The sequence below is a fragment of the Paenibacillus sp. genome (assembly GCF_035645195.1).
In the GTDB taxonomy this organism is placed as follows: domain Bacteria; phylum Bacillota; class Bacilli; order Paenibacillales; family YIM-B00363; genus Paenibacillus_AE.
This window is the reverse complement of sequence record NZ_DASQNA010000004.1, coordinates 1-24,554: the sequence shown is the minus strand read 5'-3', so window position 1 is coordinate 24,554 and position 24,554 is coordinate 1. Positions and strand designations below refer to the sequence as shown.

The following is a 24,554-nucleotide window of genomic DNA, read 5'->3' as shown; positions in this document are numbered from 1 at the left end:
GGAGGTTTTCCTAGGGGAACGACGCGATTCGTATTATATCTTCCGAATTTGTTCCAACACGTCCTCCGGAAGCGGCCCCTTCCGCGCGGCTTCCAGGTTCGACTCCAACTCTTCGACCTTACGCGGTCCCGGAATGACCGTGCTTACCTGCGGATCGCTCAACAGATAACGAACCCCCATTTCCGCCAGCGGAATCCCCGTTTCGTCCGCGAGCTTGTAAATATGGTCAATCTTGCGAACCACTTCTTCGTTGAACCCCCACGGATATTCGCCCGTCCGGCGCATCTCCGCAATTCGCGCCTCCTGCTTCACCGCGAGCGCTCCTTGGCGGAACGGTCCTCCGAGAATGACGCCCATGTCGTGCTTCTTCGCGGCCGGCAGCAGCCGCTCTTTCGCATCCTGCACCGCGAGGTCGTAGTGCATGAACGTAAGCAGTACGTCAAACCGCCCCGTCTCCGCGAGGCGCGTCATGACGTCGAGATGGCCGCCCCCCATCCCGATCGCGCCAATTACGCCTTCTTTCTTCAGGCGCTCCAGCGTCGTCAGGATGACGCCGTCGCCCGTATCCGGGTCGAGCCCCCACTGCTTCCACTCGGGCTCGTGAACCATGACGATGTCAAGGTAGCTGCGCCCAAGCAGCCGCATGCTGTGCTCTACCACGCGGCGAATCGCCGCTTCGTCGCGGTACGCCTCGTCGCCAAGATTTCGAACAATCGTACGGTCAAGCCAGCCCACCTTCGTAGAGATGTAAATCTGTCCGCCGGCCTTCTCCGTCCCCCTGCCGACCAGCTCCTCGCTCTCCCCGAAGCCGTACATCGGGGCACTGTCCACAAAGTTGATCCCGCTCCGGAACGCTAGGTCCATAATGTCGAACGCGACCGCGCGCGGCACCCCGAATTCGCCGGTAAACTGAAATCCACCAAGCCCGAGCTCCGTTACCATCAAACCCGTTCGGCCAAGACGCCGCTTGTTCAATTCTGTCATAGTTATATCCCCAATCCTTGTTTGATGAACTGTCTGCTGATGGCTGCACACTCCCGGGGGTCTCTGCCCTTGCTTTTGCCTTCATGCCCATTCTGCTCGACAACGACCCACCCTCGGTACGGAAGCGTTCTCATGTAGGTGAATACCGCTTCGAAATCGCAATGTCCCTCGCCCAGCGGCGTGTTGAGGCCGGTGATTTCGTTAAAATCTTTCAATTCAATGAAGCTCATCCGTTCCCGGTACGAATCTAGGAACGCGGACGCTCGCTCCCGCACCGGAAGCTCAACAAAGTCTTTCGTCGCGTGACCGACGTCGCACATGACGGAAACGAACTTCGGGTCGGTTGCAGCGAGCAGCTTCTCCATATCGGTAAAGCTTTCGCCGGTGTTATCGGTATGGTTGTGATAATGTACGCGGATGCCGTACGGCCGCGCCTCCCGACCGAGGTAACTGAGGAACGTTCCGACCATGCCGTAATCGGATTCCCCCTTGCCGAACGCGCCGAGACAAACGAGGTTTACACAGTTATTCGCCTTCATGAACGAGAATACCTTGCGATATCTATCGAAATTGAAATGAATGCCGACAATCATGCTCGCCAGCTCCAACCCCTGCTCCGCAAGCGTCGTCCGGAACGAATCGCCGTCGTCGATATACGACTCCCATCCCCAGTCAGCAAAACCGGACACACCGTCGTATCCGAGCGCTTTCACTTCCTTCAGCCATGGGACCAAGTCGTCGCCCCGCGGGTTGCCCCAAAGCAGGCTGCATATGCCGACCTTTATCGTTTTCTCCAAAGCTTCTCCTCCTCACCCGTTCGAGTCGTTCAACTTAATGGCAGCGAACTTCCGGATTTGTTCCGTAATGGCGACTTCCACCGGAAGCCGCTCCATGCTAGAAGCACCGTAGAAGCCGTGAACCCCCTTCGTTCGTTGCAGCACGTATTCCGCATCCTCCGGTTCCGAAACCGGGCCCCCATGGCAAAGAACGATGACGTCCGGGTTTTCCGATTTCGCCGCGTCCGCCATTCGCTGAACGGCTTCCGGCGTCTCTTCCAGCCGCATCGCCGTTTTGGCTCCGATGTTGCCCTTCGTCGTCAGTCCAAGGTGCGCGACGACGATGTCGGCTCCCGCCTCGGCCATTCTTCTGGCTTCATCTTCGTTGAACGCGTAAGGCGTCGTAAGCAAGCCCATCCGATTCGCAAGTCGAACCATCTCCACTTCCTTCTGGTAACTCATGCCGGTCTCTTCGAGATTGGCGCGGAACATGCCGTCGCAAAGTCCGACGGTCGGGAAGTTTTGCACGCCCGAAAACCCGGCTTCCGCCACCTGCTTCAAGAACACGTCCATGCTTCGGAACGGGTCGGTGCCGCAGACTCCCGCCAGTACCGGCGTATGCTTAACGATCGTGAGCACTTCGCCCGCCATCTCCATAACGATTGCGTTCGCGTCGCCGTACGGCATCAACCCCGCGAGCGAACCGCGGCCCGCCATCCGGAAACGACCTGAGTTGTAAATGACGATCAGATCGACACCCCCCGCTTCCTCGCAAGCGGCCGAGATGCCCGTCCCCGCTCCCGCGCCGATAATCGGTTGACGCTCCGCGATTTTGTTGCGCAATCGTTCCAAAATCTGCTTCCGTTCGATCTTCATCGGTTTGTTCTCTCCTTCTCCGCGATCAATTCCAAAAACATCGAAACGGCTTTGTCCGCGAACGCGGGATCATTAATGTTCAAGTCGGCCTCCGCGACCCGGATACCAGGCGCGAGCTGTTGGCGCAGCGCATCATACAATGCCTGGTTTGCCTCCGGCTGCCAAAATTCGCCGCCCTCGCTGTCCAATATCGAAACGCCCTTGAGCGGCAGCAGAAACGCACGTGGACCTATCGCACGGTTCGCAGTTTCGGCGAATATTTCACCCATTCGCCGATTCTCTTCGACATTCGTCCGCATGAGCGTCACGTTCGCGTTCCAGACGTGGAACTGACGATCGGCGTACCGGGCGGGTACCGTCTCCTTCGGTCCGAAGTTGACCATGTCGACGCACCCGGGCACGATCAGATGCGGGATCCCGACCTCCCCCGGCGCGCTGAGCCGATTCGGTCCGGCGGCGAATACGCCGCCCGCGATTTCGTCAGCCCACTCTGTCGTCGTAATATCCAGCACGGCGGAAATCAATCCGTCCTTGACCAGCTCTTCCATCGTGCGTCCGCCCGTGCCGGTGCAGTGGAACACGAGCACCTCGTAGCCTTTCTCCGTCAATTGCTGTCGGCACCGATCGACGCACTTCGTCGTGTTGCCGAACATCGTAATGCCGACAATCGGTTTGTCAGCCGCTTCTTTCGAGGCTCCCGCGTTAATCATCCCGGCGACCGCCCCGGCTGCGCGGGTGAGCACGATGCGGCTGATCGAGTTGATGCCGGCAACGTCGACGACCGACGGAATCAACGTAATGTCGCGTGTGCCGACGATCGGACGGGTGTCGCCGCTCGCAACGGTCGAGACGAGCACCTTCGGCACGCCGAACGGCAACGCGCGCATCGCTTCGCCGACGACGGAGCTGCCGCCGGTGCCCCCCATGCCGAACACCGCGCTGAAACGGCCTTCTTCGTACAGCCGCCGCGCCAATTTCGCCATGCCGCGCCCCATCGATTGCATCGCGAAGCCGCGGTCTCCCTTGGCACGAAGCTCGGGCAGCGCGGCGCCCGCTTCCGCCGCAATCTCCTCCGCCGTAATGTCGGAACGAATGGCGTCGCTGTCGCCCATAACCCCAATATTGGCGTGGAGCGTACGCAGGCCGAGACTATGTAACCGATCGCGAACGAACGCGTACTCCATTCCCTTCGTATCGAACGTACCGATTAACAATACCGTTTGATTCATTCCTATCGCCTCCCGATCACGGTTATCCTTTCACCCCTCCAAGCGTCAACCCGGAGATAAAGTAGCGTTGGAAGAAGAAAAACAAAACAAGTACAGGAACGACCGACAGCACCGAACCGGCCAGCAGCACCTGATAGTTGTTGCCGTACGGCGTCATCATGCTGAACAACCCGATCGGCAGAGTAAACTTCGCGTCCGTCCGCAGCACGATCAGCGGCCAAAGAAAGTTGTTCCAGCTGTTCAGCGCTTGCAAAATCGCCATCGCCCCGAACGCCGGCGCCATGAGCGGTACCATAATGCGAAGAAACAGCCCGAATTCCGAGCAGCCGTCGACCCGCCCCGAGTCTAGGTAATCTTTGGGTAAACCGCTTGCATACTGGCGGAAGAAAAAGATCGCGAACGGCGATACGACGAACGGCAAAATGACGCCTCTGTACGAATCGATCATCTGAAAACCGATCAAGAGCTTATACAACGGCAAAATCATAATTTCGACCGGCAGCATCAACACGAACAAGACGAGCAAAAACGTCACATTGCGTCCCCGGAATGAATACACCGCCAAGGCGTAACCGACGACGGAGGAGAGAAACAAGCAAAGCGCGGTATGCACGACGGTAATGAAAATGCTGCTGCCGTACCACCTCAAGTAGCTCGTTCCGCCGGTCATAAGATACACATAATTGTCGAGCGTCAGCACGTCGGCCTGAAGCTTAAGATTGAGCCCGTATCGGAGCAATTCGCTCGCCGGCTTGAACGAAGCCAGAAACAAGCAGAAGAACGGGAACAATGTCGCCAAGCCGAGCAGCGTAAAGAACACGAATTGGATCGAAGGTACGCCCCGAGTCTTTAGAAACATCATCCCGTTACTCCCCCTTCCCAAACAATCCGAAGAACTTCAGTTGAATCAAGTTGATCGACAGCACAAGGAACAGCAAGCTGACGCCGATCGCCGAACCGAACCCAAGGTTGAAAAGCTCGAACGAATGACGATACAAATACCCAACAATCGTGAGTCCGAGATCGCCCGGCGATTTATTAGACCAAAATACGTAACTTTCCGTGAACATGGATAACCCGCCGTAAATGCTGATCGTCAGCACGTAAATCGATACCGGTTTCAACAACGGCAGCGTAATTCGAAAAAATTTGTTCCAAGCGTTGGCTCCGTCGATGTCGGCCGCCTCGTACAGGTCGTTCGGAATATTTTGCAATCCCGACAAAAAATAAAGAACGTTCACCCCGAGCCACCGCCACGACGAGAGGAGCACCATGAGCATCATTCCGGTGCCGGCCCGCATCGTCCATTTTTGCGGCTCCATGCCGATTCCGACGAGAATGGAATTGGCGAGCGACGTCTCCAACGTGCCGAAGATCAGGCGAAAGATGGCGCCCGCTGCAATGATGGACGTGAGCGCCGGAATGAACAGCGTCGAGCGGAACAGATTGCGCCCGGGAAGTCTCGGCGAATTCAGCCATACGGCAAACAGCAGCGGCAAGGGAATGAGTACGGCCAAAATCCAAAACGTGTACCCCGCACTTACTTTCAGCGCCTGGAAATACTGCGGATTCCACAAATTTCTGTAATTTCCGAAGCCGATAAACTCCACTTTCCCCGGCACGATATACTGAAAGCTCATAATGAAGGAATTTAAAATCGGGTAAAGCTGGAATAGGAAAAAGGAAACGATAAACGGCGCGATAAAGACGTATGGCATTTTCTTTTGGGAATACCAGATGCTCGTTCGCGGTTTCATGTTTGGCACCCCTCTCCCGCGACCGGCAGTTGAACCAGAATTCCGCAGGCGGAATTCTGGCACTGCCGAATGTTGGATTATTGTTGACTCCGAATTTCGTCCGCCGCCGCTTTCAACGCTTCCGCCGGCGTCTGCGACTGCTCCTCCAGCACGCGGAACATGACGTTCTTCTTCACAGCGTCGGAGACGAGCGGTAACGTCTCCGTCATGTGGACCGGATTAATTTCGTCCTTGATCTCCGACAACGTATCGAATATGCCGTTGCCGTAAAAATCGGTTAGCTTGTTGCTCGCGTTCATTTTCTCCGAATCCCAAACGTCCCAGCGGGCGGGATCGTAGCCGATGCTGTTCCAAATTTCGATAGCGCCTTCTTCGGAAAGCTTCGCGAACTCGAGGAACCTCTTCGTAAGATCTAGATGCTTCGTCTGATTCGTGACGACCGTAGCGGTGCCGCCCATGCCGGCCGACCGGTTGCCGCCTTCTTCCCAGTAGGGCATCGGGCGGATCGCGATCTTCCCTTTTAGATCGGGCATGTTTTCCGCGATTCGGGCGCCGTACCACATCGGCATCGTGATCGAAGCGATGCCGCCTTGGTTCATGAAGCCGTAGAACTCTTCGGAATGGTGGAAGCCGCCCGGAGCGATGACCGCGATCTTATCGCGGTGCACCATGTTGTACAGGAACTCTAACGTCTTAATATTTGTGTCATTGTCGAGGATGAGGTTGCCGTCGGCGTCGAAATAGTCAGAGCCTTGCTGCGAGATGAGCGGCCAGAACGACCATTGGTCCGTCGTCTCGACGCTCGTCATCGGCACGCCGGTCGCCGCTGCCACTTTCTTGCCGGCTTCCACATAGTCGTTCCAGCTGCGGATATCATCCGGGTTCACGCCGGCTTGATTCATAATATCCATGTTGTAGTAAACGACTGTCGCACCTACGTGGTACGGCAGGCCGTACACTTTGTCGCCTTTGCTGTAAATGTCGAACCGAGCCTCGACGAATTTGTCCCGCACCGGCTCAACCATTGGGGTTAAGTCCTCGATTTGAAGCTGCTCGCCTTTCAAGAAGTTCGGAAACTTCGATATTTCGATATCTGAGAGATCCGGTGCGCCGACACCCGACTGCAGCGAGATGAGCAGCTTATTGTGCTGTTCTTCGTAAGGATGCGTCGTCGTGGTGAGATTGATCGGTTCGTCCGGATGTGCTTCGTTCCATCTTTCGGCCATCAGTTCGAAAAACCCGGCATGCGCTTCGTGAAACGTCCAAAAGGTTAACGCCGTGGCTTCGTCCGGCGTCGTCCCGCTCTCCGAGCAACCTGCGAATACGGCGGTCGCGCCGAGCACGGTCGCCAAACTAAGCGTTTTCCGATTCAACATGGAATTCCCTCCTGCAGTGGATAGATTAAATGCCACTTACGACTTCACTGCGCCGGCCACTAGACCGCTAATAACGTAACGCTGCATCGATAAGAAAAACACGACAACCGGCAGGACGGTAAGTACGGTCAGAGAGAGGAACGAAGGCCAATCGACGTTAAACTCCCCTTTCGCCGCATAAATTTGCATAACGAGCGTCGAGTTGGACTGAGAGTTGATAAACAACGACGTCGCGAGGAAATCGTTCCAAATCCAAATGGTGTGATAGATGATTGCCGTCACCGTCACCGGCTTCAGGAGCGGCAGCACGATCGACCAGAACATTCGGAATATCGAGCACCCGTCCACCGTTGCCGCCTCCGCGAGCTCCTTCGGAATCGACTTCATATAGTTCATAATCAGGACGAACGAAAACACCGCCCCGCCCGTGTTGAACATGATCATGCCGCTCAGTTTGTTTAGCAGCTGTAAATCCCGCATAAGGATGTACAACGGCACGAGAATTGACTGGAACGGGATCAAAAATCCGGTCATTAAGTAGTACATCAGGAACGAATGCCATTTGTTCTTTCGAAAGACGACCGGATAGGCAGCCATTGCCCCGAAGAGCACAATGAGTGCGACTGAACACCCCGTAATTGTCAATGTGTTAAAGAAGCTTTGTACTACGGGTGTGTTTTCGAAAGCCTTCACGTAGTTGGCGAACGTGAAGTGTTTCGGAAGCGCTACCATGCTGAGGCTGGCTTCAGCGGACGTCTTGAACGTATTCACGAGCAGCACGTAGAACGGGACGAAAAATAAGAGCCAGACGGGAAGCATGAGCACGTCGGCCAACCACATTTTCCGATTCGCCATTTTAATCCTCCCCGTTTTTCTGCATCGTATGGAACTGCAGGAAGGTAAACGCCATGACCATCAGGAAGAACACGATCGACATCGCCGCCGCTTTCCCCATCTGAAGTTCCGAGATGCCCCTAAGGATCGTCACCTGGGTGATCGTGTAGTTCGTGTAACCCGGTCCCCCGCCGTTCGTCAACGCGAATGGGATTTCATACACCTTCAGGCTGCCCGTTAGAATGAGCATGACGCTGACGGCCATCGCGTTGCGCAGCAACGGAATCGTAATAAACCTTACTCGTTGTAGCGCCGTCGCCCCGTCAATACTCGCCGCCTCGTAATAATCCTTCGGGATCGACTGCATGAACGCCAGATACAGCACCGCGTGCCAGCCCGCGATCGCCCAGACATGGACGATGACGGAGCTCAGTCGCGAGAGTGTCGGATCCGATAACCAGGATACCGGCTCAAGCCCGAGCACGCTAGTGAGGAATGTGTTCAGCACACCGGATTCCAGCGGGGAGAAAATGTAACCCCATACGTAACCGATCAGCAAGCCGCTCATGACCGAAGGAAAGAAAAAGACCGAGCGCTGCAGGTTCTTCGTGTACGTGTTCATATTAAGAACGATAGCGAGCGGAATCGCCACGACGGTGGTCAACACGACCGAAAGCACCGTATACAGTAATGTGAACGAAAGCGCGGAGAGAATCGCTTCGTCATAGAAAATCGCGACGTAATTTTTTATGCCTATGAACTTGTAGTTAGGGTTATAGCCGTCGAAATTCGTGAAGCTGAGAAGCCAGGTTTTTAGCAGAGGATACATCGTAAAAACGCTGTAGACGACTATAATTGGAAGGAAAAACAGTTGATATTGCAGGAACGTCGATAGACTTCTACCTGGCTTCACGTGTATCCCCCTTTCGCGGGGAAGCTCCGTGCACGGAGTATTCCCGCTTGATCAACGCCAGCGGAGTTAATTCCCTTCCAATTCATTGAATTTCTTATCCATACTTTCCGCGGCTTCCTGCGGAGTAATTTTGCCGACGACCATGTCTTGCAACGAGATGACGTACTGGTTGCGTAGCGCTTCTGTATGCTTCGTCCAGCCGCCCATCGGAATGTACAGATTGCCGGCTTTCATGCCTTCGTAAGCGGAAGACAGGGACGGGTCTACTTCCGGCACGTAGCCTTGCGCCGTGATGATGTTGCCTGTTCCTTTGAAATAAAGCTCCAACCCTTTCGGGGAAGCTACGAACTCGAGGAACTTCATGGCGATTTCCTTGTTTTTCGATTTGCTATTGATGGCGAGCGATGCGTCGGAGGCGCCGAAATACGTTGCCGTTCCTGCCGACTCGCCTGGGACCGGCATCATCTTGACGTTCATCTCCGGGCTTTTCTTGCGCAAATCTTTAATCGTCCACGTCCCGCCTTGAATGATCGCAACATTTCCGTTAATGAACTCGTTCAGCACTTGATCGCTTTGGAGCGGCAGCATATCGCCAGTTAAGTACCCGGGTTGAACCAATCCTTCGTAAAACATCTGGAGCGGCTTCGTCCAGCCTTCCGCGAACGTCTTCTCACCGGACATCAGCTTCTCGTCGAATGCCGCATCCTGGGATAACGTCTCGTTCGCGTACAGTGGAGTAACGATGTTAACGGCTGCGTCGTTGACATTCCCGATCAGCGGCTTCACGCCGTGGGCTTTAAGCTTCGCCAAGACGTCGAGGAATTGTTCCCACGTCTGCGGTTCGGCCGTAATACCGGCTTCTTCGAACATATCGACGTTGTAGATTAAACCGCCAACCCAGGTGGTTGGACCGAACGAGTAAATTTTCCCATCCACCGTATACGTGGCACGGTTGAATTCAGAAAGGCCTTCGATGAACGGCTGGCCGGTCAAGTCGACCAAATAATTTCCGTTGACCAAATCCATTTTATTTTCGTAACACTGGAACACGATATCGGGGGCGGTACCTGCGAACATCATCGATTTCAACTTTTCTACGTAATCTTTTACCGGAGGAGCGTATTGGAAATCGAACGTGACGTTCGGATTTTCCTTAATAAACTCGTCCATCACCGGTTTCATGGCGGCTTCGTTAAACCACGACAAGATGCTTACGGTTACCTTCTCGCCCGAGCTGCTTTCTCCTCCCGCCGGCGTGCTACCGACGCTTTCGCCCCCGCCCGCAGTGCCCGAGCAACCGGCCGCCATGGCTACGAGCAACGTGAGAACGGTCATTCGATGAAGCTTCCTCTTCAATGTACTCAATCCCCTCTTTCGTGTTTTTCTTTTGCATCTTTATCTTATCGAAGGGCGTTAAGCGCTTACATGCAAATTCTTGCTCACCACTTGAGTATTATTGACAGGTTGAAGGGAAGAGGTCTCCCCTCCTCCTGGGTCGTTCCAATTTCGACGAAGCAATTTTGATTTCCTTTCGACTAATAAAAGATAAGCATCCCATATGTTTGCTATGGGATGCCTCCGTGAACGTATTAGGTTACATTAATTACACGAATTTTAACAGATACATTGGCAAATTGCGGATTCAGTTCCTGTTCGGGGGTCATTTCTAATACCGGATATCCTCCCGCATTCCAGTGAACACGCCTGATCGTAGCATGTCTAGGATTTTCGTCCTGCCCTGTAGCATATGGCCTTGCATGCAGCACGATTAAGTCATCGTCACTGTCGGGATCCTTAATGAAGTTATTATGTCCAGGGCCGTACTGGCCCGGGATACTTTCCTTTGTAAGGATAGGGTATGGTGTTTCCGTCCAGGATTCAGGCGACAGCAAATCGCTTCCGTATTTTGCATGAAGCAACCCGACACAGTAAAGGACGCCGACGCTGGAACCGGAGAAGGTTATAAATAAATCATCGTTATGTCTTAATAAATAGGGCCCTTCGTCGACCTCCGTCTCAATTCGGTCCCATCCATAGATGGGACGGCATATGCATACGGGGTCCGACGTAAGCTGCCAAGGCGCGTTCGGATCGATCGTAGCGATGTAAATATCTGCGGGACCGTTCGAGGTGCCGTATTCGTTGCGATTATCCCCGTTGTACAAAATATCGCGGTTGGACCATGAGACATAATGAACATCATCGATACAAAAATAAGTCATATCCAGCGTGATGCCATTCTCGTTCAATATGGTACCGTCTGCTTTCACGACATAACGAGGCGCCTCCCATGCGGTCGGGTCCGTCGGGTCGCCGTTGCAACGAAGAATCACGCTTTGCACCGTATTCCACATATTGTTTTTGCCGATAGTCGTAAAAACATATGGAATGCCGTTAATGATATGCATCTCCTGAGCCCACATGTTGCCGGACTCTTGATCTTCCTCGGGTATTTTATAAATTTCAATGATTTCAGCATCCCTAAGACCGTCAATGGTATCGCTGACGCGAACATTTACGCTTCTTCTTCCTGTTGCCATGAAGAAATACTTATTAAAGTATTTAAAAATGCAAGGGTCGGAAGCGTGCTCGATGAAAGGGAAGGGATATACCTTCTGGATAATCCTTCCGGGCACAGTGTACTCGCCGGGTTCGGATGTATCGATGCTTTCAAGCGTCGCCCGATCCCAGTCAACTGGCATGCTGTGCTCGGAGCCGTCGTTATATTCACAGATTGCCTTCGGAAGCTTGAGCACATCCAACGTGTCACCAACATGAACCGTCACTTCGATCGGTTTCACCCCGGTGTTGTAAATAACACCCAACGTATGTTCGATGTGCTTCGCTTCCTCCATGGTGATAGCAACGACATTGCCGGGTACCGCGTCCGGGATCCCGTAATCGCCTGCTGCTTCAAAGGAAGATTGGCAGGGTGCCTTTTCGGCGATGGCGGTAAAATCCTCGGTATATCCTCCAAAGACGCCCTCAGAGGTCTCCCACTCGATGCGATATGCATCGGTTGCTTCCTCATAGCGGCAGCGTGGATTTTGGATTTCGCTGCTGTCTAACGCAACAAATCCTACGAACTTGTAATGCGTGAAGTTATCGGACCGGTAGAGCATGATTGAACCGATACTCAGCGGATCGGGTCGGTTAGCATTGTTACGACGGACGGCAACGACTCCGACGCCCCCGTCTTTGAAGCGGAACAGCCAAGGATATAGTAAGGTTTTTGTACATCCCGGCATAGAACCGTCATTCAAATCGGCTTCGGGAAATAAAATACCGGTATTGTGGCGAAGCGGAACAAATTCCTTACCGTTGTAACTCAGCGCAAGATGCATGGAATCGTTGAGATCCCGATATTTGTCCTCCCCTTCTTTCGTGTAACAAAGAACGAATGGCATAGGTACCACTCCTTACGATGGATTATCCTTTCAACCCGGTCATCGCGACGCCCCGAATAAAGTACTGTTGCACGCAGCCGAACGCGATCAACAGAGGGAGGATGGATAAGAACGCCGCGGCCAGCGTTGGTCCGTATTGGATGACACGTTCTCCCACGAACATGGCCAGTCCGGCGGATAACGTTCTCATCTCCGTAGAACTGGTAAGCATGAGCGGGTAAAGAAGATCGTTCCACGCCCCCATGAAATGAATGATCGCCAAAGTAATGAGAGCCGGAGTGCAAAGCGGCATCATGATTCGCCAATATATTCCAAACTCGCGCAACCCATCGATTCTAGCGGACTCTTCGAGCTCCTTCGGCAGCGACACGAAAAACGCCCTCATCATATAAATCCCGAATGCGCTGGCCGCCCGGGGCAAGATCAAACCGATGAACGTATTCAGCATCCCAAGCTTATACACTTCGACGAATAATGGAATCATGATAACTTGGAACGGAATCATCATGGAAATCAGAATGAAGGCAAACAACATGCCCCTTCCGGGAAACCTGTACCTCGCAAAAGCATAACCGGCCATAGAGTCGATAAAGAGTGAAATCACCGTAACGCTTACGGAGAAAATCAGTGTGTTTCGAAGGAAGCTAAGAAGCGGAATACTCTCCCATACATGGACGTATTGGGAAATGGTGAACTCGCCCGGAAACAGCTTCGGCGGATATTGAATAATCTCCCCGTCGTTCTTAAAAGTGGACAAGAGCAGCCACACGAACGGAAACACGACGCTAACCGCCAATCCCAATAATAAAAGGGCTGCGAAGGCTCTCCCGAACCATTCGCCGAAGCCGCTTATGACCCGCTTGGCATCCGGGGTCGATCTGCTCAGCCCGATGTCGGTCATAACCTGCCCTCCTAAAACTCTGTGGTCTCTCGCTTTGCAAAGAAACGGTGCATCAGCAAGGTGATGACAACGATGATGACGAGCAGTACTTCCGCAATGGCGGAGGCGTAACCCAAGTCGAACGGCGCTAACGTAAACCCGGCATTGTAGATATACTGTACGATCGTTTCCGTTCGGAACAGAGGTCCTCCCTGCGTCATGACGTACACTTGGTCGAACACCTGCAAGCAGCCGATAGTGTTCGTAATGATGCAGAAGCTTAACGCGGGAATCAATAACGGAATCGTGATATGGAAAAACTGCTTCATCTTCGAAGCGCCGTCGATTTCCGCCGCTTCGTAATATGATTCGGAGATGCCCTGAATGCCTGCCAGCAGGATGACCATCGTAAACCCGAAGTTTTTCCATACGCTCATGACGGCTACCGTAGGCATGGCCAGATTCGGTTCCTTCAAGAAAGCAATTTTGGGAAACCCGAGCTTCTCAAAAAAATAAGGAATCATGCCGAGATTCGGGTCGAGCAGCATGGACCACAAAATCCCCATGGCGGTCAGGGAGCAAACCACCGGGATAAAATACGTCGTCCTCAATGCTTTCCTGAATTTTGTAGGCTTGGAGAGCAGCACGGCGGCGATTAATCCGACGGCGACTTGCAAGGGCATCTCCAGCACCGTAAAATACAGCGTATTCTTTAGAGAATTCCAGAATCGGTCGTCTCCCAACAACTTCGTAAAATTGTCGAGACCAACGAATTTAATGTTCTTAAGGAAGATGTCGATCGAAAACAGCCCCATCACCAGCGAAGCGATCAGCGGAATTACCATGAAGATGAAGAAGATGGCCATTGCCGGCAGCAGGAAGACATAAGCGGCACCCGTCGGTCCCACGAAGTAACTCAACCTTTGCTTCATTTCACATCACATCCGTTTCCGGTTTGGTTCCTGCCGCCTCAAAACGGAGGCGACAGGAGACCGTTTCATGCTTTGCTATTCGACCGTTCGCAAAATTTCGTCGATCTTATCCGATGCCTTCCTCACCGCATCTTCCGGCGTAGCCCCGCCGATGAATAATTCCTCGATCATAGGCCAGAGCGCATCCGAGTTGATGTTCGCCGCTCCGGCGTATCCCGGGAGCAGCGCTTTGGACACTTTGCTCGGCGCCGAGATGGAGGAGAGCACTGGATCCGCCTTCACCTCGGGATCCTCGATAGCATCCTTGTGGAACGGAGGGAAGCCGTTACGCATCGACCATTCCTTCGTAATTTCGGCGGACATCCAATGCTTGATAAATTTGTATGCAGCCTTCTTATCGCTCTCCGACGTGGAGGACGGAAGGGCAAAATAAGTGCCTGCGATCATATTGGCTTGAGTTACCGTTCCGGCAGGCGGCGCGGTAATGCCGAAGTCGATACCGCCGTCCCGCAGACCGCTGACGAGCCACGGCCCATTGATATACATTGCAATTTGACCGCTCGTCATGAGATTATCCAAGTCAGGACCCGTCGCCGCCTTCGGGGTAACCTGCTTATTTACGGCTAAATCTTGAAGCATGGCCATGGACGCAATGACTTCCGGTGAATTTAGAAGCGACTTCTTCTCTTCGACATCCGCAACTTCGCCGCCGTTACTCCAAATCAGCGGAACGAAATACTGCGGTGCCGTCTTAATCGGAAGCCCGAGCCCGTACTGATTTTTTGACGGGTCCGTGAGTTTTACGGCGTATTCGGCGAGCTGCTCCCACGTTTCCGGCGGTTTTTCCGGGTCGAGTCCGGCCTCTTTGAATAGCGTTTTGTTCCAATACAAATAAATTCCGTTATATTGCAAAGGAAGCATATAATATTTCCCGTCATACTTCCCGAGTTCGAGTACGTTAGGATCATAATCGCTCTCGTTTAACCCCGTTTCCGACCAGAAGTCGTCGAGGGACATGATCGAACCCGATTTTACGTATTCGGCGATCCGCCCCGTGCCGAAATCGACGAGCGCCGGCGCCGTGTCGGTTGCGATCGCCGGGGGGAGCTTTTGAAAGAAGGTGTCCCACGGCATAATATCCACTTTAATTTCGATGTTGTCTTCGTTCGTTTCGTTATAACGTTTTATAATTTCCTTCATTACCTCTCCATCCGAAGCGGTATGGCCGTTCCAGAAATCGAGAACCGCCTTGCCCCCTCCCGAGGAACCTCCCGTCGAACAAGCCGTTATTAGAACCACGGACGCCAGCGCCGTGAACGTAATCGGACGTTTCATATCGAAACCCTCCTTATCTTCAGTACAAACCACTTAGCTTTGTGTAGAGATCTCGGAAAATGGGTGAGCGTCGAGCGTACAGCGCCGACTTGATAAAGTGCCTGCCTTCCCCCTTTCCCCACGTCACCCGTTCGGTTACGATCGGGCTTTCGACCGTCAGGGTCGGTACCCACCTCTCATCTACGAGATAAGCAATCGCAGCTACATCCCATAGCTTTTTCGCCTTTCCGTACCAATCGGTGTCGTATTCCTTAAACATCGAGACAAGCGCGTCGCACATCGGATTGCGTCCTTCGAGAACGGCCTGAAGCTCATAAGGCGTGACAGTAAGGTGGGAGGCGACCCCGAAACAAGGGATTTGGACCAAGGGAACGCCGCAGTCAAAAAGGAATCTTCCGGCAATTGGATCTTGAAGCATGTTGAATTCTTTCGTATGAGGCCAATGCAACGGATTGCCGCCAAGCCAGACGACGACGATCTTCGTGATGATACGGGGTTCAAGAAGAATTGCGGAGACGACATTGGTGATAGCCCCGATGGCTACGACGTAAAGCGGATCGTCGTCGCTGCCGTTCATCGCTCTCTCGATCAGGTCTCGAACCGATTCACTTTCTTCCGGCGTCGCCAGGTCGGCGAGGAAGCGCTCCGAGCCCTTACACACCTTAGGTAATGTCTCGTACCCGGTCAACTGAAAGATTCGCTGGATTTCTTCGTAGCTTTTCAACATCCCTTCTTTCGGAGTGGCCGCCCGATCATTCCGGAACGGCGCCGCATACACGGCTTCCAACCGCAGCCGTTCTTTGGAAGCTAACGCGTATGCTAAGGCGAACTGGTCATCGACTTCGTTGTATGTATCCGTGTCCAGTACCATACGAACCGCGCCGCCGGGATAAGCGAGTTTTCGTACAATCTCGTCGGGGCGCATTCTGGGTATTTCCACGCTGCATCCCTCCCTTGTAAAATAACGCTTTCCGTTACGACTTCAGATTATTATGGAAACGCTTTAATTTCATTGGATATTCTTTACCTTTCCGTTGGACGATATTGACTGAAGGCAGTTGGGTTTTCGCGAACCTGCATCGGCGTCTTTTGCGTCATTTTCTTGAAGAGTCTATAGAAATATTGCAAATCGGAGTAGCCGACCGCTTCGGCTATGTCTTTGATCGGCAACGACGTGCGCGCCAACAACTGAATCGATTTTTCGATTCGCTTTTGTGTGATATATTTCGTCACCGTCGAGCCCGTCTTGCGCTTGAAAGCACGGCATAAGTACTCTTTGTTAAAATAGAAATGATTTGCGATGTTATCGAGCGTCAGCATTTCCATATATTTTTGGTCGATGAAGTGTTTAATTTCGTCGATATTGCTTTTTCTTCTTTGATTGGATTCTTCTTCTTTCCTGCGAACCAAATCCTGGATATAACGGTTCTGAAGCTCCAGCCATTGTTCAAGAGACTCATCGGAATCAATCATGCCCCGTTCCTCCTCGAAAAAAAAAGAGTTAGAGCGCTCGGCTTTCGGTCGACCAACACCTAGCTTCCCATGCCCGACTGCGCTAACGCTTAACAAGAAGAATCCCGTAACCGACGATTGATGATAGAAGCGTACCAGATGCCGAGTAGTCCATCCCCCCTGTAACCCCCAAGATGGGCTTCAGCATCTCCGGTATTCCGAACGCCTCAGGTCCTTACCCGGAAATCACAACGATGAAACTCAGGTGCCTTCTTCAACCGACTGTTAGAACAAGCTGATTACGCTTTCGCTACCGTCTGATGATCGAGAATATGTGTAGGATGATCGGCAGAACCGCCGATGATCGCAATACGGGAATGTTGAATTCCAAACGTTTCATCCAACGTCCTGTCTGGGGTCCCCGTAACCTGTCCACACAGCTCTTTACGGTCCCGATCTAACAAACTCGGTACCATAAACGGTTTGGTGACAGCGCAGCGCGACGAACCCTTTCGCGGCACAAAGATATGTTTACAGACTCAAGATGTTACCGGAAGGATATACGTCGGGATGATTACGGGGAGCAAACTTAATGTAATTGGGGAATAGAATTCGAATGATTTCGGGAATTTCATAATGACGAATGAATCCGCTGAACATATCCGGAACTTCAACGTATAAGTCCATCGGCAGATTTACGGACTGACGAACGCCAGCTTGGGGAGGAGGTGAGGACCGTTGGCATATTATACGTTATCCGCCCCTGAATCTCGCAAAATCTTTACTGACACCGGATTAGAAGCCATCATCTGTACTGAACACTACATAACAAATCGGGAGGAAGAACGCCGTTTCTTCTCATTAGCCTTGATCTTTCATAGCATACACGGGCTGAAGTTGTGCACCGTCCGGGAACCTCTTAGTCGGAGAGGGAAGATAGTACATGCCTAGGTTGCCTACTGAAAAGTAGTTTTGCACATCGTTTAAATGGAAACTCATCCTCCTTTGCCATTTGGGAATTACGGTGCTCGATGGCCAGCGCGGTCAACATGTGGAAATTTGGGACGCTGCTAGGGATCCGAATCATAATTTCGTTGGCGCAGGCTTCGACGATTACTCGTGGGCGATATCGACACTTAAGTAACCCTCAGCCTCTCCACATTCTCATGCATCCGGTTCGCCGCTTCTTTAATTCGTCTAATTTGCCAAACCGAACCCCGTTCTGCAGCGAGGTGAGCGTCTCCGGCTCTAGTAAATTCCGAAACTCCAACAGCGAGGACATATTCCAAAACGACACCCCGCTTAATTCAAACATATCGTCTGAGCGCCAATAGCTGTGAGCCAAAACGAATGTAACCCTTTTCTTTCAAAATTGACTTCCCGCAACGTAGAGACACTAATAGGGAATTCGGAAGCTAGGCGGATAACGAAGGCTTCTCTCCCGGTTTCCAATCACCATTTTGAATCTTTTCCGTCAGTTCGCTTAATACTTTCGTGCTGACTAAAACCTTCATATCCTTCTCCCCGTTGTCCGCCATCTCGAGTCGAAACCGCATTCTTTTTTGGACATGAATAAAATGACTATGTCAATATCATATGATGAGTTATGAAACTCATACTACCACCTTGTTTTTTTTGTTTACAATGACGGGGGAAAAGTGTTCGTTTCCCTCCGACATTTAATTACATACCATTTATATAGAGAGCTTATTTTGAAACCAATATTCCTTTAAACACCTTGAATTTGCAGATAATACAATACTGTTAGTGCGTATATTGATTTACACCATGCTAAGTACATACCTAATCGAAGTGTGTTACATGAGTTGCGAAACTCAACTCATCGAAACAGAAATAAGACCGCCCCCCTGGAGTTAAGGGAATGCGGTCGCGGTACGGTTCGCTTCCATTCGTTAAAATTCGAATCGAGGCTTGGGCTTGGGACGTACTCTACGAATTCGTCTGTGTTGCCATAAGACAAATTTGAACGACGCCGAAAGTTTATACATCCCTCATTCACTTCGTCGGTATTGTTTCGAGACAGACCGATGTGAATCCGCTTGGTGGCGGAGTGTTTCCGCAGCCGTCGCTTAAAAGTCCGCGGAGAAGAATTGAATGTCCCGAGTGCGCTCGGCGAATATTTCCTCGATATGGTCCCGCCGCTTCTCGGCTTTCACGCTGACAATTCTGCTTTATAGAAGCGCTATAACGTACCGGTGATATTAAAGCCTGTGATGTTTCACAAATAGATGGAATTTAAATCCTGGAAAACCGTGCTATCCCGCTGTTCCTCTACCCCGTTGCTCGACTTAAAGGCTTTTAAGTACAACATGTTTTCTTTGACAACGGTTATTGGAATTGCTGTTACGGTAGTCATGTACGCCGACATGATGCTGCTACCGATTTATTTGCAAAATGCACGCGGTTTTACCGCTCTAGAAACCGGTTTTGCTGCTGCTCCCTTGCGCGCTTATGATGGGGATGTTCATGCCTGTCACCGAGAAGCTATTTGACAAATTCGGAGCAAAATGGCTTTCGATTACTGATTTACTCATTACGATTGTAACGACCTTAGGGTGTTATCAATTTAACGGACTCCACGAGTTATACCTATCTTCTTCTCATTTCTACGGCGCGTCGAATCGGAATGGCATTATTCATCATGCCGATTCAAACCGCGGGTTTAAATCAACTGCTGAAACGGCTAAACCCGCATGGCACAGCAATCAGTTATACAATTCGTCAAGTCGCCGGAGCCGTCGGAACGTCGCTGTTAGTTACCATCATGTCCGAGCGAACCGAATTCATTTGTAGGGTATGAGATCTTCCGGTGGAGGGGAAGGGGAACGCAATCGGAAGTGGCGATTGCGCATCCATTCATGGGTTAAGTGACGCGGACTCGATATCGAATCCGCTCCCATTCCGTCTGACCGCTGCGATCCAACAGCCTACCCCGCCACAGGCTCCGCCTCCGGCTGCTCGAACTGGCTGTTGTACAAATTCGCGTAAAATCCGCCGCGGCGCATCAATTCCTCGTGCGTGCCTTGTTCGACGATGTCGCCTTCGTTCATGCAAAGAATCAAATCTGCGTTCCGTATCGTCGACAGCCGGTGCGCGATGATAAAACTGGTCCGACCTTGCATCAGCCGATCCATCGCCTTCTGAATAAGGATTTCCGTGCGCGTATCGACAGAGCTCGTTGCTTCGTCTAAAATGAGCACCCGCGGATCCGCCAGAATCGCTCGCGCGATCGTCAGCAGCTGCTTCTGCCCTTGCGAAACGTTGCTCGTTTCCTCGTTCAGTTCCATCCGGTAGCCGTCCGGCAGCGTCCGGATGAAATGGTCCGCCTGCGCCTCCTTCGCCGCCTCGACGACCTCCCCGTCCGATGCATCCAACCGTCCGTACCGGATATTTTCCATAATTGTGCCATTGTACAGCCACGTGTCCTGCAGCACCATGCCGAACTTCGTCCGGATGTCCTGCCGCTTGAACGACGTTAAATCGCGCCCGTCCACATAAATCGCGCCGCCGTCGAGCTCGTGGAATCGCATCAGCAGCTTGACGATCGTCGACTTCCCCGCTCCGGTCGGACCGACGATGGCGACGCGCTGCCCGGCCTTCACGTCTAGCGAGAAATCCTTAATGATCGGTTTCCCCGGCTCGTAACCGAACCGCACATGCTCGAACCGGATGTTGCCCTGGATCGCCGTCGACTCGATCGGCGCCGCGCCCGTGCGCTCCTCCTCCTCGTCCTCATCCAGAAACTCGAACACCCGCTCCGCCGCCGCGACCATCCGCTGCAGCTGACTCGATAAATTCGCCATTTGGATAATCGGCTGCGTAAAGTTCCGCACGTACTGAATGAAAGCCTGAATGCCGCCGATGCTCACCCTGCCGTTCGCCGCCAGCGACGCGCCGACGATGCAGACCGCGACGTACCCGAGGTTGCCGACGAACATCATGACCGGCATCATGAGCCCGGCGAAAAACTCCGCTTTCTTGGCGCTGTCCGCCAGCTTCTCGTTCTCCGCGTCGAACCGCTCGAGCGCCTTCCGCTCGCCATTGAACGCCTTCATGACGAGAAATCCGCCGTACGTCTCTTCCACCTGTCCGTTCACGAGACCGAGGAATTTCTGTTGATTGCGAAAATGTTTCTGCGACACCCGCACCAAGGCGATCACGAGGAACATCGAGACCGGCACCATCACGAGCGCAATCAACGTCAGCTGCCAGCTGATCGTCAGCATCATCGCGGTGACGCCGATGACCGTCGCAAGCGACGTCAGAAGCTGCGTAATGCTTTGGCTAAGCGCCTGCTCCATCGTATCGACGTCGTTCGTGACCCGGGACAACACGTCGCCTTGGCTGTTCCGATGGAAATAGCCGAGCGGCATGCGATGGATTTTGCGCATGATCGCGTTCCGAAGATGGTACGACATCTTCGTCGCGACGTTCGCCATCACATGGCCCTGCACGTAGCTGAACGCCGCGCCGAGCAGGAAAATGCCGAGCAAAGCAACCGCGATCGTACCGATGAAACCGAAGTCGATCGCCGCTTCCTCGCCGCGCATCATCCGTCCGATGCCGGCCGCCAGCTCGTCGGTCGCCATCGCGAGAATTTTCGGCCCGACGATCGTAAAGACGGTCGCGCCGACCGCGAGGAACGCAACGGCGACGAGCTGCCACCGGAAGGGCGTCAAATACGAAAGGAGCTTCTTCATCCCGCCTTTGAAGTCCTTCGCTTTCTCGAACTTGCCCATCCCCCCGGGCGGCCCGCCCATGGGACCTTTCGGCGGGGCGTCGTGCTTCGGTCGGTTATGGCTGCCGGACCCGCTCATGCCAATTCCTCCTTCGTCATCTGCGATTCCGCGATGTCCCGATACGTCGGGCAACCGGCCAATAGCTCTTGATGAGTGCCCTTGCCGACGACACGGCCTTGATCGAGCACGATAATTTGCTCCGCGTTCTTAATGGTGCTGACCCGCTGGGCCACCACGAGCACGGTTGCGTCCGCGGTGAACGTCTTCAGCGCCTTCCGCAGCGCCGCGTCCGTCTTCATGTCCAGCGCCGAGAAGCTGTCGTCGAAGATGTAAACCGGCGCTTTCTTAATCAACGCGCGGGCAATCGCGAGGCGCTGCCGCTGGCCCCCGCTGACGTTCGTCCCGCCCTGCGCGATCGGCGAAGCGACGCCTTCCTCAAGTTTGTCGACGAACGCCTTCGCCTGCGCGACCTCCAGCGCTTCGCGGATCTCCCCTTCGTCGGCCGACTCTTTCCCGTATCGAACGTTGGAGGCGATATCGCCCGCGAACAGGACTCCTTTCTGCGGCACATAGCCTATCCGCTCGCGCAGCTCCGCTTGCGTTAGCTCCCGGATGTCCGTTCCGTTCAGCGTAATGCAACCTTCGGTGACGTCATAGAAGCGCGGCACAAGGTTCACGAGCGTCGACTTGCCCGAGCCGGTCGTTCCAATGATTGCCGTCGTTTGTCCGGGCTTCGCCGTGAACGAGATGTCGTGCAGTACGTCTTCCTCCGCATTGCCGTACCGGAAGGATACGTTCCGGAACTCTACAGTGACCCGGTCGGCGCCCCGTTCCAACGTCTTCGCCTGCTGCGGGTCGCGAATCGTAAGATCAGTGTCGAGCACTTCCCGGATCCGCTCCGCGGAGACGAGCGCTCGAGGCACCATTAGGAACATCATCGACATGAACAAGAACGACATGATGATCTGCATCGCATATTGCATGAACGCGAGCATATCGCCGATCTGCAGCTCGGACGCCGCGATCTGGTGCGCCCCGACCCAAATAATAAGCACCGTGATCAAGTTCATCACAAGCATCATCGCGGGAAAGAGGAACGCCATCGTGCGCTGCACGAACCGATTCGTCTTGCGCAGGTCGTCGTTCGCTCGCTCGAACCGCTGCTCCTCGTACGTTTCGTTGCCGAACGCGCGTATGACCATCATGCCGGACAAATTTTCGCGGCTGACCAGATTCAGCTTGTCGACCAGCTTCTGCAGCACCTTGAACTTCGGCACCGCCAAAGAAAACATGATGAGGATGAGTCCTAGGATTGAAATGACCGCCACCGCAATAATCCAACTCATCGATACGCTGCTGCGGATCGCAAGGATGATGCCGCCGATGCCCATGATCGGAGCGAACAGCAGCATACGAATACCCATCAGAATCAGTTGTTGAATTTGCTGTACGTCGTTCGTCGAGCGCGTGATGAGCGAAGCCGTGGAGAAGCGGTCGTATTCCGTACTCGAAAATTTCCCGACCTTCTCGAACACATCGCGCCGCAAACGCATCGCGACGGACGTGCCGATCTTCGCGGCGAACCAGCCGACGAGGATCGCCGCCGTTCCGCCGAGAAGCGCGACCCCGAGCATTTTGAGGCCTACTTGTAAAATGTAATCTCGCTGTAGCTTCGGAAGATCAACGCCGAGCTCTGCGTAGAACATCCGAGTGAACGCGACAGCGATTTGCGGTCCGCCCGTCGAAACGTTGCCCGCCGCAGCCGCGAGCACGGCGTCCAGCTCGCCGGAAGCTTTCATCTGCGACAGCAACGACGTCAGCTCATACAGTTGCTCCGCTTGGACGGACGCCGCGCCGTCGGGGACGCCGGCCGGCGCAACGGACGTACCCGGCTGCTCCTCTTGCAGCTGCTGCATGGCGAGCGCCAGCGCTAGCGCCGCGCGCGTATAGACGGCATCCATCGCCTTCGCCTCTTCGCCGTCCGCCTCCGCCAACCGATACATATCCTTCGTTGCCGCCGCCGGATATCGATCCGCGACTTCGTTCGTTCCTGCCGGAACAAGCTCGTAACCGGACACGAACGTTGCGGCGTCCCGCTCGTTCAGAAATACCGTAAGCAGTTCTACCCCTTCGGCGCTGATCGCCTCCGGCGCTCCTTGCTCGATGCCCCCTGCCTGGATCCCGGTGTCGACCATATCGCTCATTAATCTCGGCAATCCGAGATCGCATAGCACCTGCACAAACAAGAATACAATCGTGACCGTCAGCGTCAGCGCGAACGGCTTCAGGTACCGTAACATGAGTTTCATAAACAACGTTCCTCCCACTCGCCCTTTTGTTCACACCCTTACTGTTAGAACCCTAACTATTCGGGTAAAAAACGCTACTCTAGATTTTTCTTCAGCTTCTCCGCGATCGCATAAAACAACTCGATCTCTTCCTCGCTCAACCCGCGCGTCAGCTTGGCTTCAAAATCCAGAAATCGTTGAACGTTCCGTTCATGAAGTTCCAACGCTTTCGGTGTCAACGTAATTTTCTTCAGCCTAGCGTCGTAAGCCACCGACTCTCTAATAATAAGACCGTTGCGTTCCATCAGCTGAAGAACACCGGTCACGGTCGCCCGGCGAATGTTGAAATCTTTTTCGATATCTTTCTGAAACACTTCGCGGTTTGCGTTCGCAAGCACATATCCGATCACCCAGCCCTGCATCCCCGTGAGCGAGTCTTGCCCTTCCTCCGACGATGCTTCGTCCAGGTTCCGTTTGATTAAGTTCGACAATACCTTGATTTCGAAACCGACCGCCTTCGGCAGGTGCATCTGAATCACCTTCAATTGTTAGGATACTAACATTATGTGTCGAAAGGGTCCTTTTGTCAAATTAAAAAAACAAAGCCTTGGCGATTTGGTCATAGCCCCGTCAAGTAGACAGTAAGAAAAGAGTATGTTAAGCGGCGATCGTTTCCCTGTATTCGACTGGGGAGCGGTCGCCGAGTTTTTTCTGAAAACGTTCGGTGTTGTAGTACAAGATGTACTCAGCAATTT

General features: G+C 53.3%; 20 protein-coding genes and 2 pseudogenes. 1 reads left to right on the top strand and 21 read right to left on the bottom strand.

From position 1 onward, the window contains the following. Positions 1 to 33: 33 nt before the first annotated feature. The 17 genes and pseudogenes from VE009_RS00460 to VE009_RS27180 form a co-directional block, all read right to left on the bottom strand. Complete coding sequence (locus tag VE009_RS00460; RefSeq protein WP_325005411.1) at positions 34 to 984, bottom strand: aldo/keto reductase; 951 nt, start codon at positions 982 to 984, stop codon at positions 34 to 36. A gap of 2 nt (positions 985 to 986) precedes the next feature. Beyond that, on the bottom strand, positions 987 to 1,781 hold the full coding sequence (locus VE009_RS00455) for a sugar phosphate isomerase/epimerase family protein (protein ID WP_325005410.1): 795 nt from the start codon (positions 1,779 to 1,781) through the stop codon (positions 987 to 989). 12 nt (positions 1,782 to 1,793) lie between these two features. Then, the gene (locus tag VE009_RS00450; protein ID WP_325005409.1) at positions 1,794 to 2,636 is read right to left on the bottom strand and encodes a phosphoenolpyruvate hydrolase family protein; all 843 of its coding nucleotides are present in this window, start codon (positions 2,634 to 2,636) and stop codon (positions 1,794 to 1,796) included. Continuing rightward, positions 2,633 to 3,865, bottom strand: coding sequence for a Tm-1-like ATP-binding domain-containing protein (locus VE009_RS00445; protein WP_325005408.1), 1,233 nt, complete (start codon positions 3,863 to 3,865; stop codon positions 2,633 to 2,635). The genes VE009_RS00450 and VE009_RS00445 overlap by 4 nt, the downstream gene beginning before the upstream one ends. 22 nt (positions 3,866 to 3,887) lie before the next feature. Further along, complete coding sequence (locus VE009_RS00440) at positions 3,888 to 4,727, bottom strand: carbohydrate ABC transporter permease (RefSeq protein ID WP_325005407.1); 840 nt, start codon at positions 4,725 to 4,727, stop codon at positions 3,888 to 3,890. Positions 4,728 to 4,731: 4 nt separating this feature from the next. Then, the gene (locus VE009_RS00435) at positions 4,732 to 5,622 is read right to left on the bottom strand and encodes a sugar ABC transporter permease (RefSeq protein WP_325005406.1); all 891 of its coding nucleotides are present in this window, start codon (positions 5,620 to 5,622) and stop codon (positions 4,732 to 4,734) included. A gap of 77 nt (positions 5,623 to 5,699) precedes the next feature. Continuing rightward, complete coding sequence (locus tag VE009_RS00430; protein WP_325005405.1) at positions 5,700 to 6,998, bottom strand: sugar ABC transporter substrate-binding protein; 1,299 nt, start codon at positions 6,996 to 6,998, stop codon at positions 5,700 to 5,702. Between the two features lie 36 nt (positions 6,999 to 7,034). After that, positions 7,035 to 7,853, bottom strand: a complete 819-nt coding sequence (locus VE009_RS00425; protein ID WP_325005404.1) for a carbohydrate ABC transporter permease — start codon at positions 7,851 to 7,853, stop codon at positions 7,035 to 7,037. A 1-nt stretch (position 7,854) separates the two neighbouring features. Then, positions 7,855 to 8,745, bottom strand: coding sequence for a sugar ABC transporter permease (locus VE009_RS00420; protein ID WP_325005403.1), 891 nt, complete (start codon positions 8,743 to 8,745; stop codon positions 7,855 to 7,857). 66 nt (positions 8,746 to 8,811) lie between these two features. Further along, positions 8,812 to 10,080, bottom strand: coding sequence for an ABC transporter substrate-binding protein (locus VE009_RS00415; RefSeq protein ID WP_325005402.1), 1,269 nt, complete (start codon positions 10,078 to 10,080; stop codon positions 8,812 to 8,814). A 254-nt stretch (positions 10,081 to 10,334) separates the two neighbouring features. Further along, on the bottom strand, positions 10,335 to 12,152 hold the full coding sequence (locus VE009_RS00410) for a family 43 glycosylhydrolase (RefSeq protein ID WP_325005401.1): 1,818 nt from the start codon (positions 12,150 to 12,152) through the stop codon (positions 10,335 to 10,337). Between the two features lie 22 nt (positions 12,153 to 12,174). Continuing rightward, the gene (locus VE009_RS00405; protein ID WP_325005400.1) at positions 12,175 to 13,053 is read right to left on the bottom strand and encodes a carbohydrate ABC transporter permease; all 879 of its coding nucleotides are present in this window, start codon (positions 13,051 to 13,053) and stop codon (positions 12,175 to 12,177) included. An 11-nt stretch (positions 13,054 to 13,064) separates the two neighbouring features. Beyond that, positions 13,065 to 13,964, bottom strand: a complete 900-nt coding sequence (locus VE009_RS00400; RefSeq protein ID WP_325005399.1) for a sugar ABC transporter permease — start codon at positions 13,962 to 13,964, stop codon at positions 13,065 to 13,067. A 75-nt stretch (positions 13,965 to 14,039) separates the two neighbouring features. Beyond that, positions 14,040 to 15,299, bottom strand: coding sequence for an ABC transporter substrate-binding protein (locus VE009_RS00395; protein ID WP_325005398.1), 1,260 nt, complete (start codon positions 15,297 to 15,299; stop codon positions 14,040 to 14,042). Between the two features lie 19 nt (positions 15,300 to 15,318). Beyond that, positions 15,319 to 16,239, bottom strand: coding sequence for a nucleoside hydrolase (locus VE009_RS00390; RefSeq protein ID WP_325005397.1), 921 nt, complete (start codon positions 16,237 to 16,239; stop codon positions 15,319 to 15,321). An 83-nt stretch (positions 16,240 to 16,322) separates the two neighbouring features. Next, complete coding sequence (locus tag VE009_RS00385; protein ID WP_325005396.1) at positions 16,323 to 16,772, bottom strand: AraC family transcriptional regulator; 450 nt, start codon at positions 16,770 to 16,772, stop codon at positions 16,323 to 16,325. Positions 16,773 to 17,241: 469 nt separating this feature from the next. Then, positions 17,242 to 17,613: pseudogene (locus tag VE009_RS27180) on the bottom strand (hypothetical protein); the annotation flags it as partial. 1,426 nt (positions 17,614 to 19,039) lie between these two features. On the opposite strand from VE009_RS27180, the pseudogene VE009_RS00380 reads away from it, so the two are divergent. Then, positions 19,040 to 19,554, top strand: a pseudogene (locus tag VE009_RS00380) (MFS transporter); the annotation flags it as partial. Between the two features lie 145 nt (positions 19,555 to 19,699). Here VE009_RS00380 and VE009_RS00375 read toward each other — a convergent pair. The 4 genes from VE009_RS00375 to VE009_RS00360 all read right to left on the bottom strand — a co-directional run bounded on the left by VE009_RS00375 (position 19,700) and on the right by VE009_RS00360 (position 24,540). Next, positions 19,700 to 21,589 carry an ABC transporter ATP-binding protein gene (locus tag VE009_RS00375; protein ID WP_349256546.1) on the bottom strand — a complete coding sequence of 630 codons (1,890 nt, stop codon included), beginning with the start codon at positions 21,587 to 21,589 and terminating at the stop codon, positions 19,700 to 19,702. Then, the gene (locus VE009_RS00370; protein WP_325005395.1) at positions 21,586 to 23,820 is read right to left on the bottom strand and encodes an ABC transporter ATP-binding protein; all 2,235 of its coding nucleotides are present in this window, start codon (positions 23,818 to 23,820) and stop codon (positions 21,586 to 21,588) included. The genes VE009_RS00375 and VE009_RS00370 overlap by 4 nt, the downstream gene beginning before the upstream one ends. Before the next feature lie 74 nt (positions 23,821 to 23,894). Further along, positions 23,895 to 24,329, bottom strand: coding sequence for a MarR family winged helix-turn-helix transcriptional regulator (locus VE009_RS00365; protein WP_325005394.1), 435 nt, complete (start codon positions 24,327 to 24,329; stop codon positions 23,895 to 23,897). Positions 24,330 to 24,456: 127 nt separating this feature from the next. Continuing rightward, complete coding sequence (locus VE009_RS00360; RefSeq protein ID WP_414694749.1) at positions 24,457 to 24,540, bottom strand: IS3 family transposase; 84 nt, start codon at positions 24,538 to 24,540, stop codon at positions 24,457 to 24,459. Between the last annotated feature and the right edge of the window lie 14 nt (positions 24,541 to 24,554).

Bases quoted from the DNA above. Each gene is read 5' to 3' on its own strand.
- VE009_RS00435 (WP_325005406.1), bottom strand. From the start codon at position 5,622: ATGAAACCGCGAACGAGCATCTGGTATTCCCAAAAGAAAATGCCATAC.
- VE009_RS00430 (WP_325005405.1), bottom strand. From the start codon at position 6,998: ATGTTGAATCGGAAAACGCTTAGTTTGGCGACCGTGCTCGGCGCGACC.
- VE009_RS00425 (WP_325005404.1), bottom strand. From the start codon at position 7,853: ATGGCGAATCGGAAAATGTGGTTGGCCGACGTGCTCATGCTTCCCGTC.
- VE009_RS00370 (WP_325005395.1), bottom strand. From the start codon at position 23,820: ATGAAACTCATGTTACGGTACCTGAAGCCGTTCGCGCTGACGCTGACG.
- VE009_RS00385 (WP_325005396.1), bottom strand. From the start codon at position 16,772: ATGATTGATTCCGATGAGTCTCTTGAACAATGGCTGGAGCTTCAGAAC.
- VE009_RS00365 (WP_325005394.1), bottom strand. From the start codon at position 24,329: ATGCACCTGCCGAAGGCGGTCGGTTTCGAAATCAAGGTATTGTCGAAC.
- VE009_RS00410 (WP_325005401.1), bottom strand. From the start codon at position 12,152: ATGCCATTCGTTCTTTGTTACACGAAAGAAGGGGAGGACAAATATCGG.
- VE009_RS00460 (WP_325005411.1), bottom strand. From the start codon at position 984: ATGACAGAATTGAACAAGCGGCGTCTTGGCCGAACGGGTTTGATGGTA.
- VE009_RS00405 (WP_325005400.1), bottom strand. From the start codon at position 13,053: ATGACCGACATCGGGCTGAGCAGATCGACCCCGGATGCCAAGCGGGTC.
- VE009_RS00445 (WP_325005408.1), bottom strand. From the start codon at position 3,865: ATGAATCAAACGGTATTGTTAATCGGTACGTTCGATACGAAGGGAATG.
- VE009_RS00375 (WP_349256546.1), bottom strand. From the start codon at position 21,589: ATGAGCGGGTCCGGCAGCCATAACCGACCGAAGCACGACGCCCCGCCG.
- VE009_RS00395 (WP_325005398.1), bottom strand. From the start codon at position 15,299: ATGAAACGTCCGATTACGTTCACGGCGCTGGCGTCCGTGGTTCTAATA.
- VE009_RS00450 (WP_325005409.1), bottom strand. From the start codon at position 2,636: ATGAAGATCGAACGGAAGCAGATTTTGGAACGATTGCGCAACAAAATC.
- VE009_RS00440 (WP_325005407.1), bottom strand. From the start codon at position 4,727: ATGATGTTTCTAAAGACTCGGGGCGTACCTTCGATCCAATTCGTGTTC.
- VE009_RS00415 (WP_325005402.1), bottom strand. From the start codon at position 10,080: ATGACCGTTCTCACGTTGCTCGTAGCCATGGCGGCCGGTTGCTCGGGC.
- VE009_RS00400 (WP_325005399.1), bottom strand. From the start codon at position 13,964: ATGAAGCAAAGGTTGAGTTACTTCGTGGGACCGACGGGTGCCGCTTAT.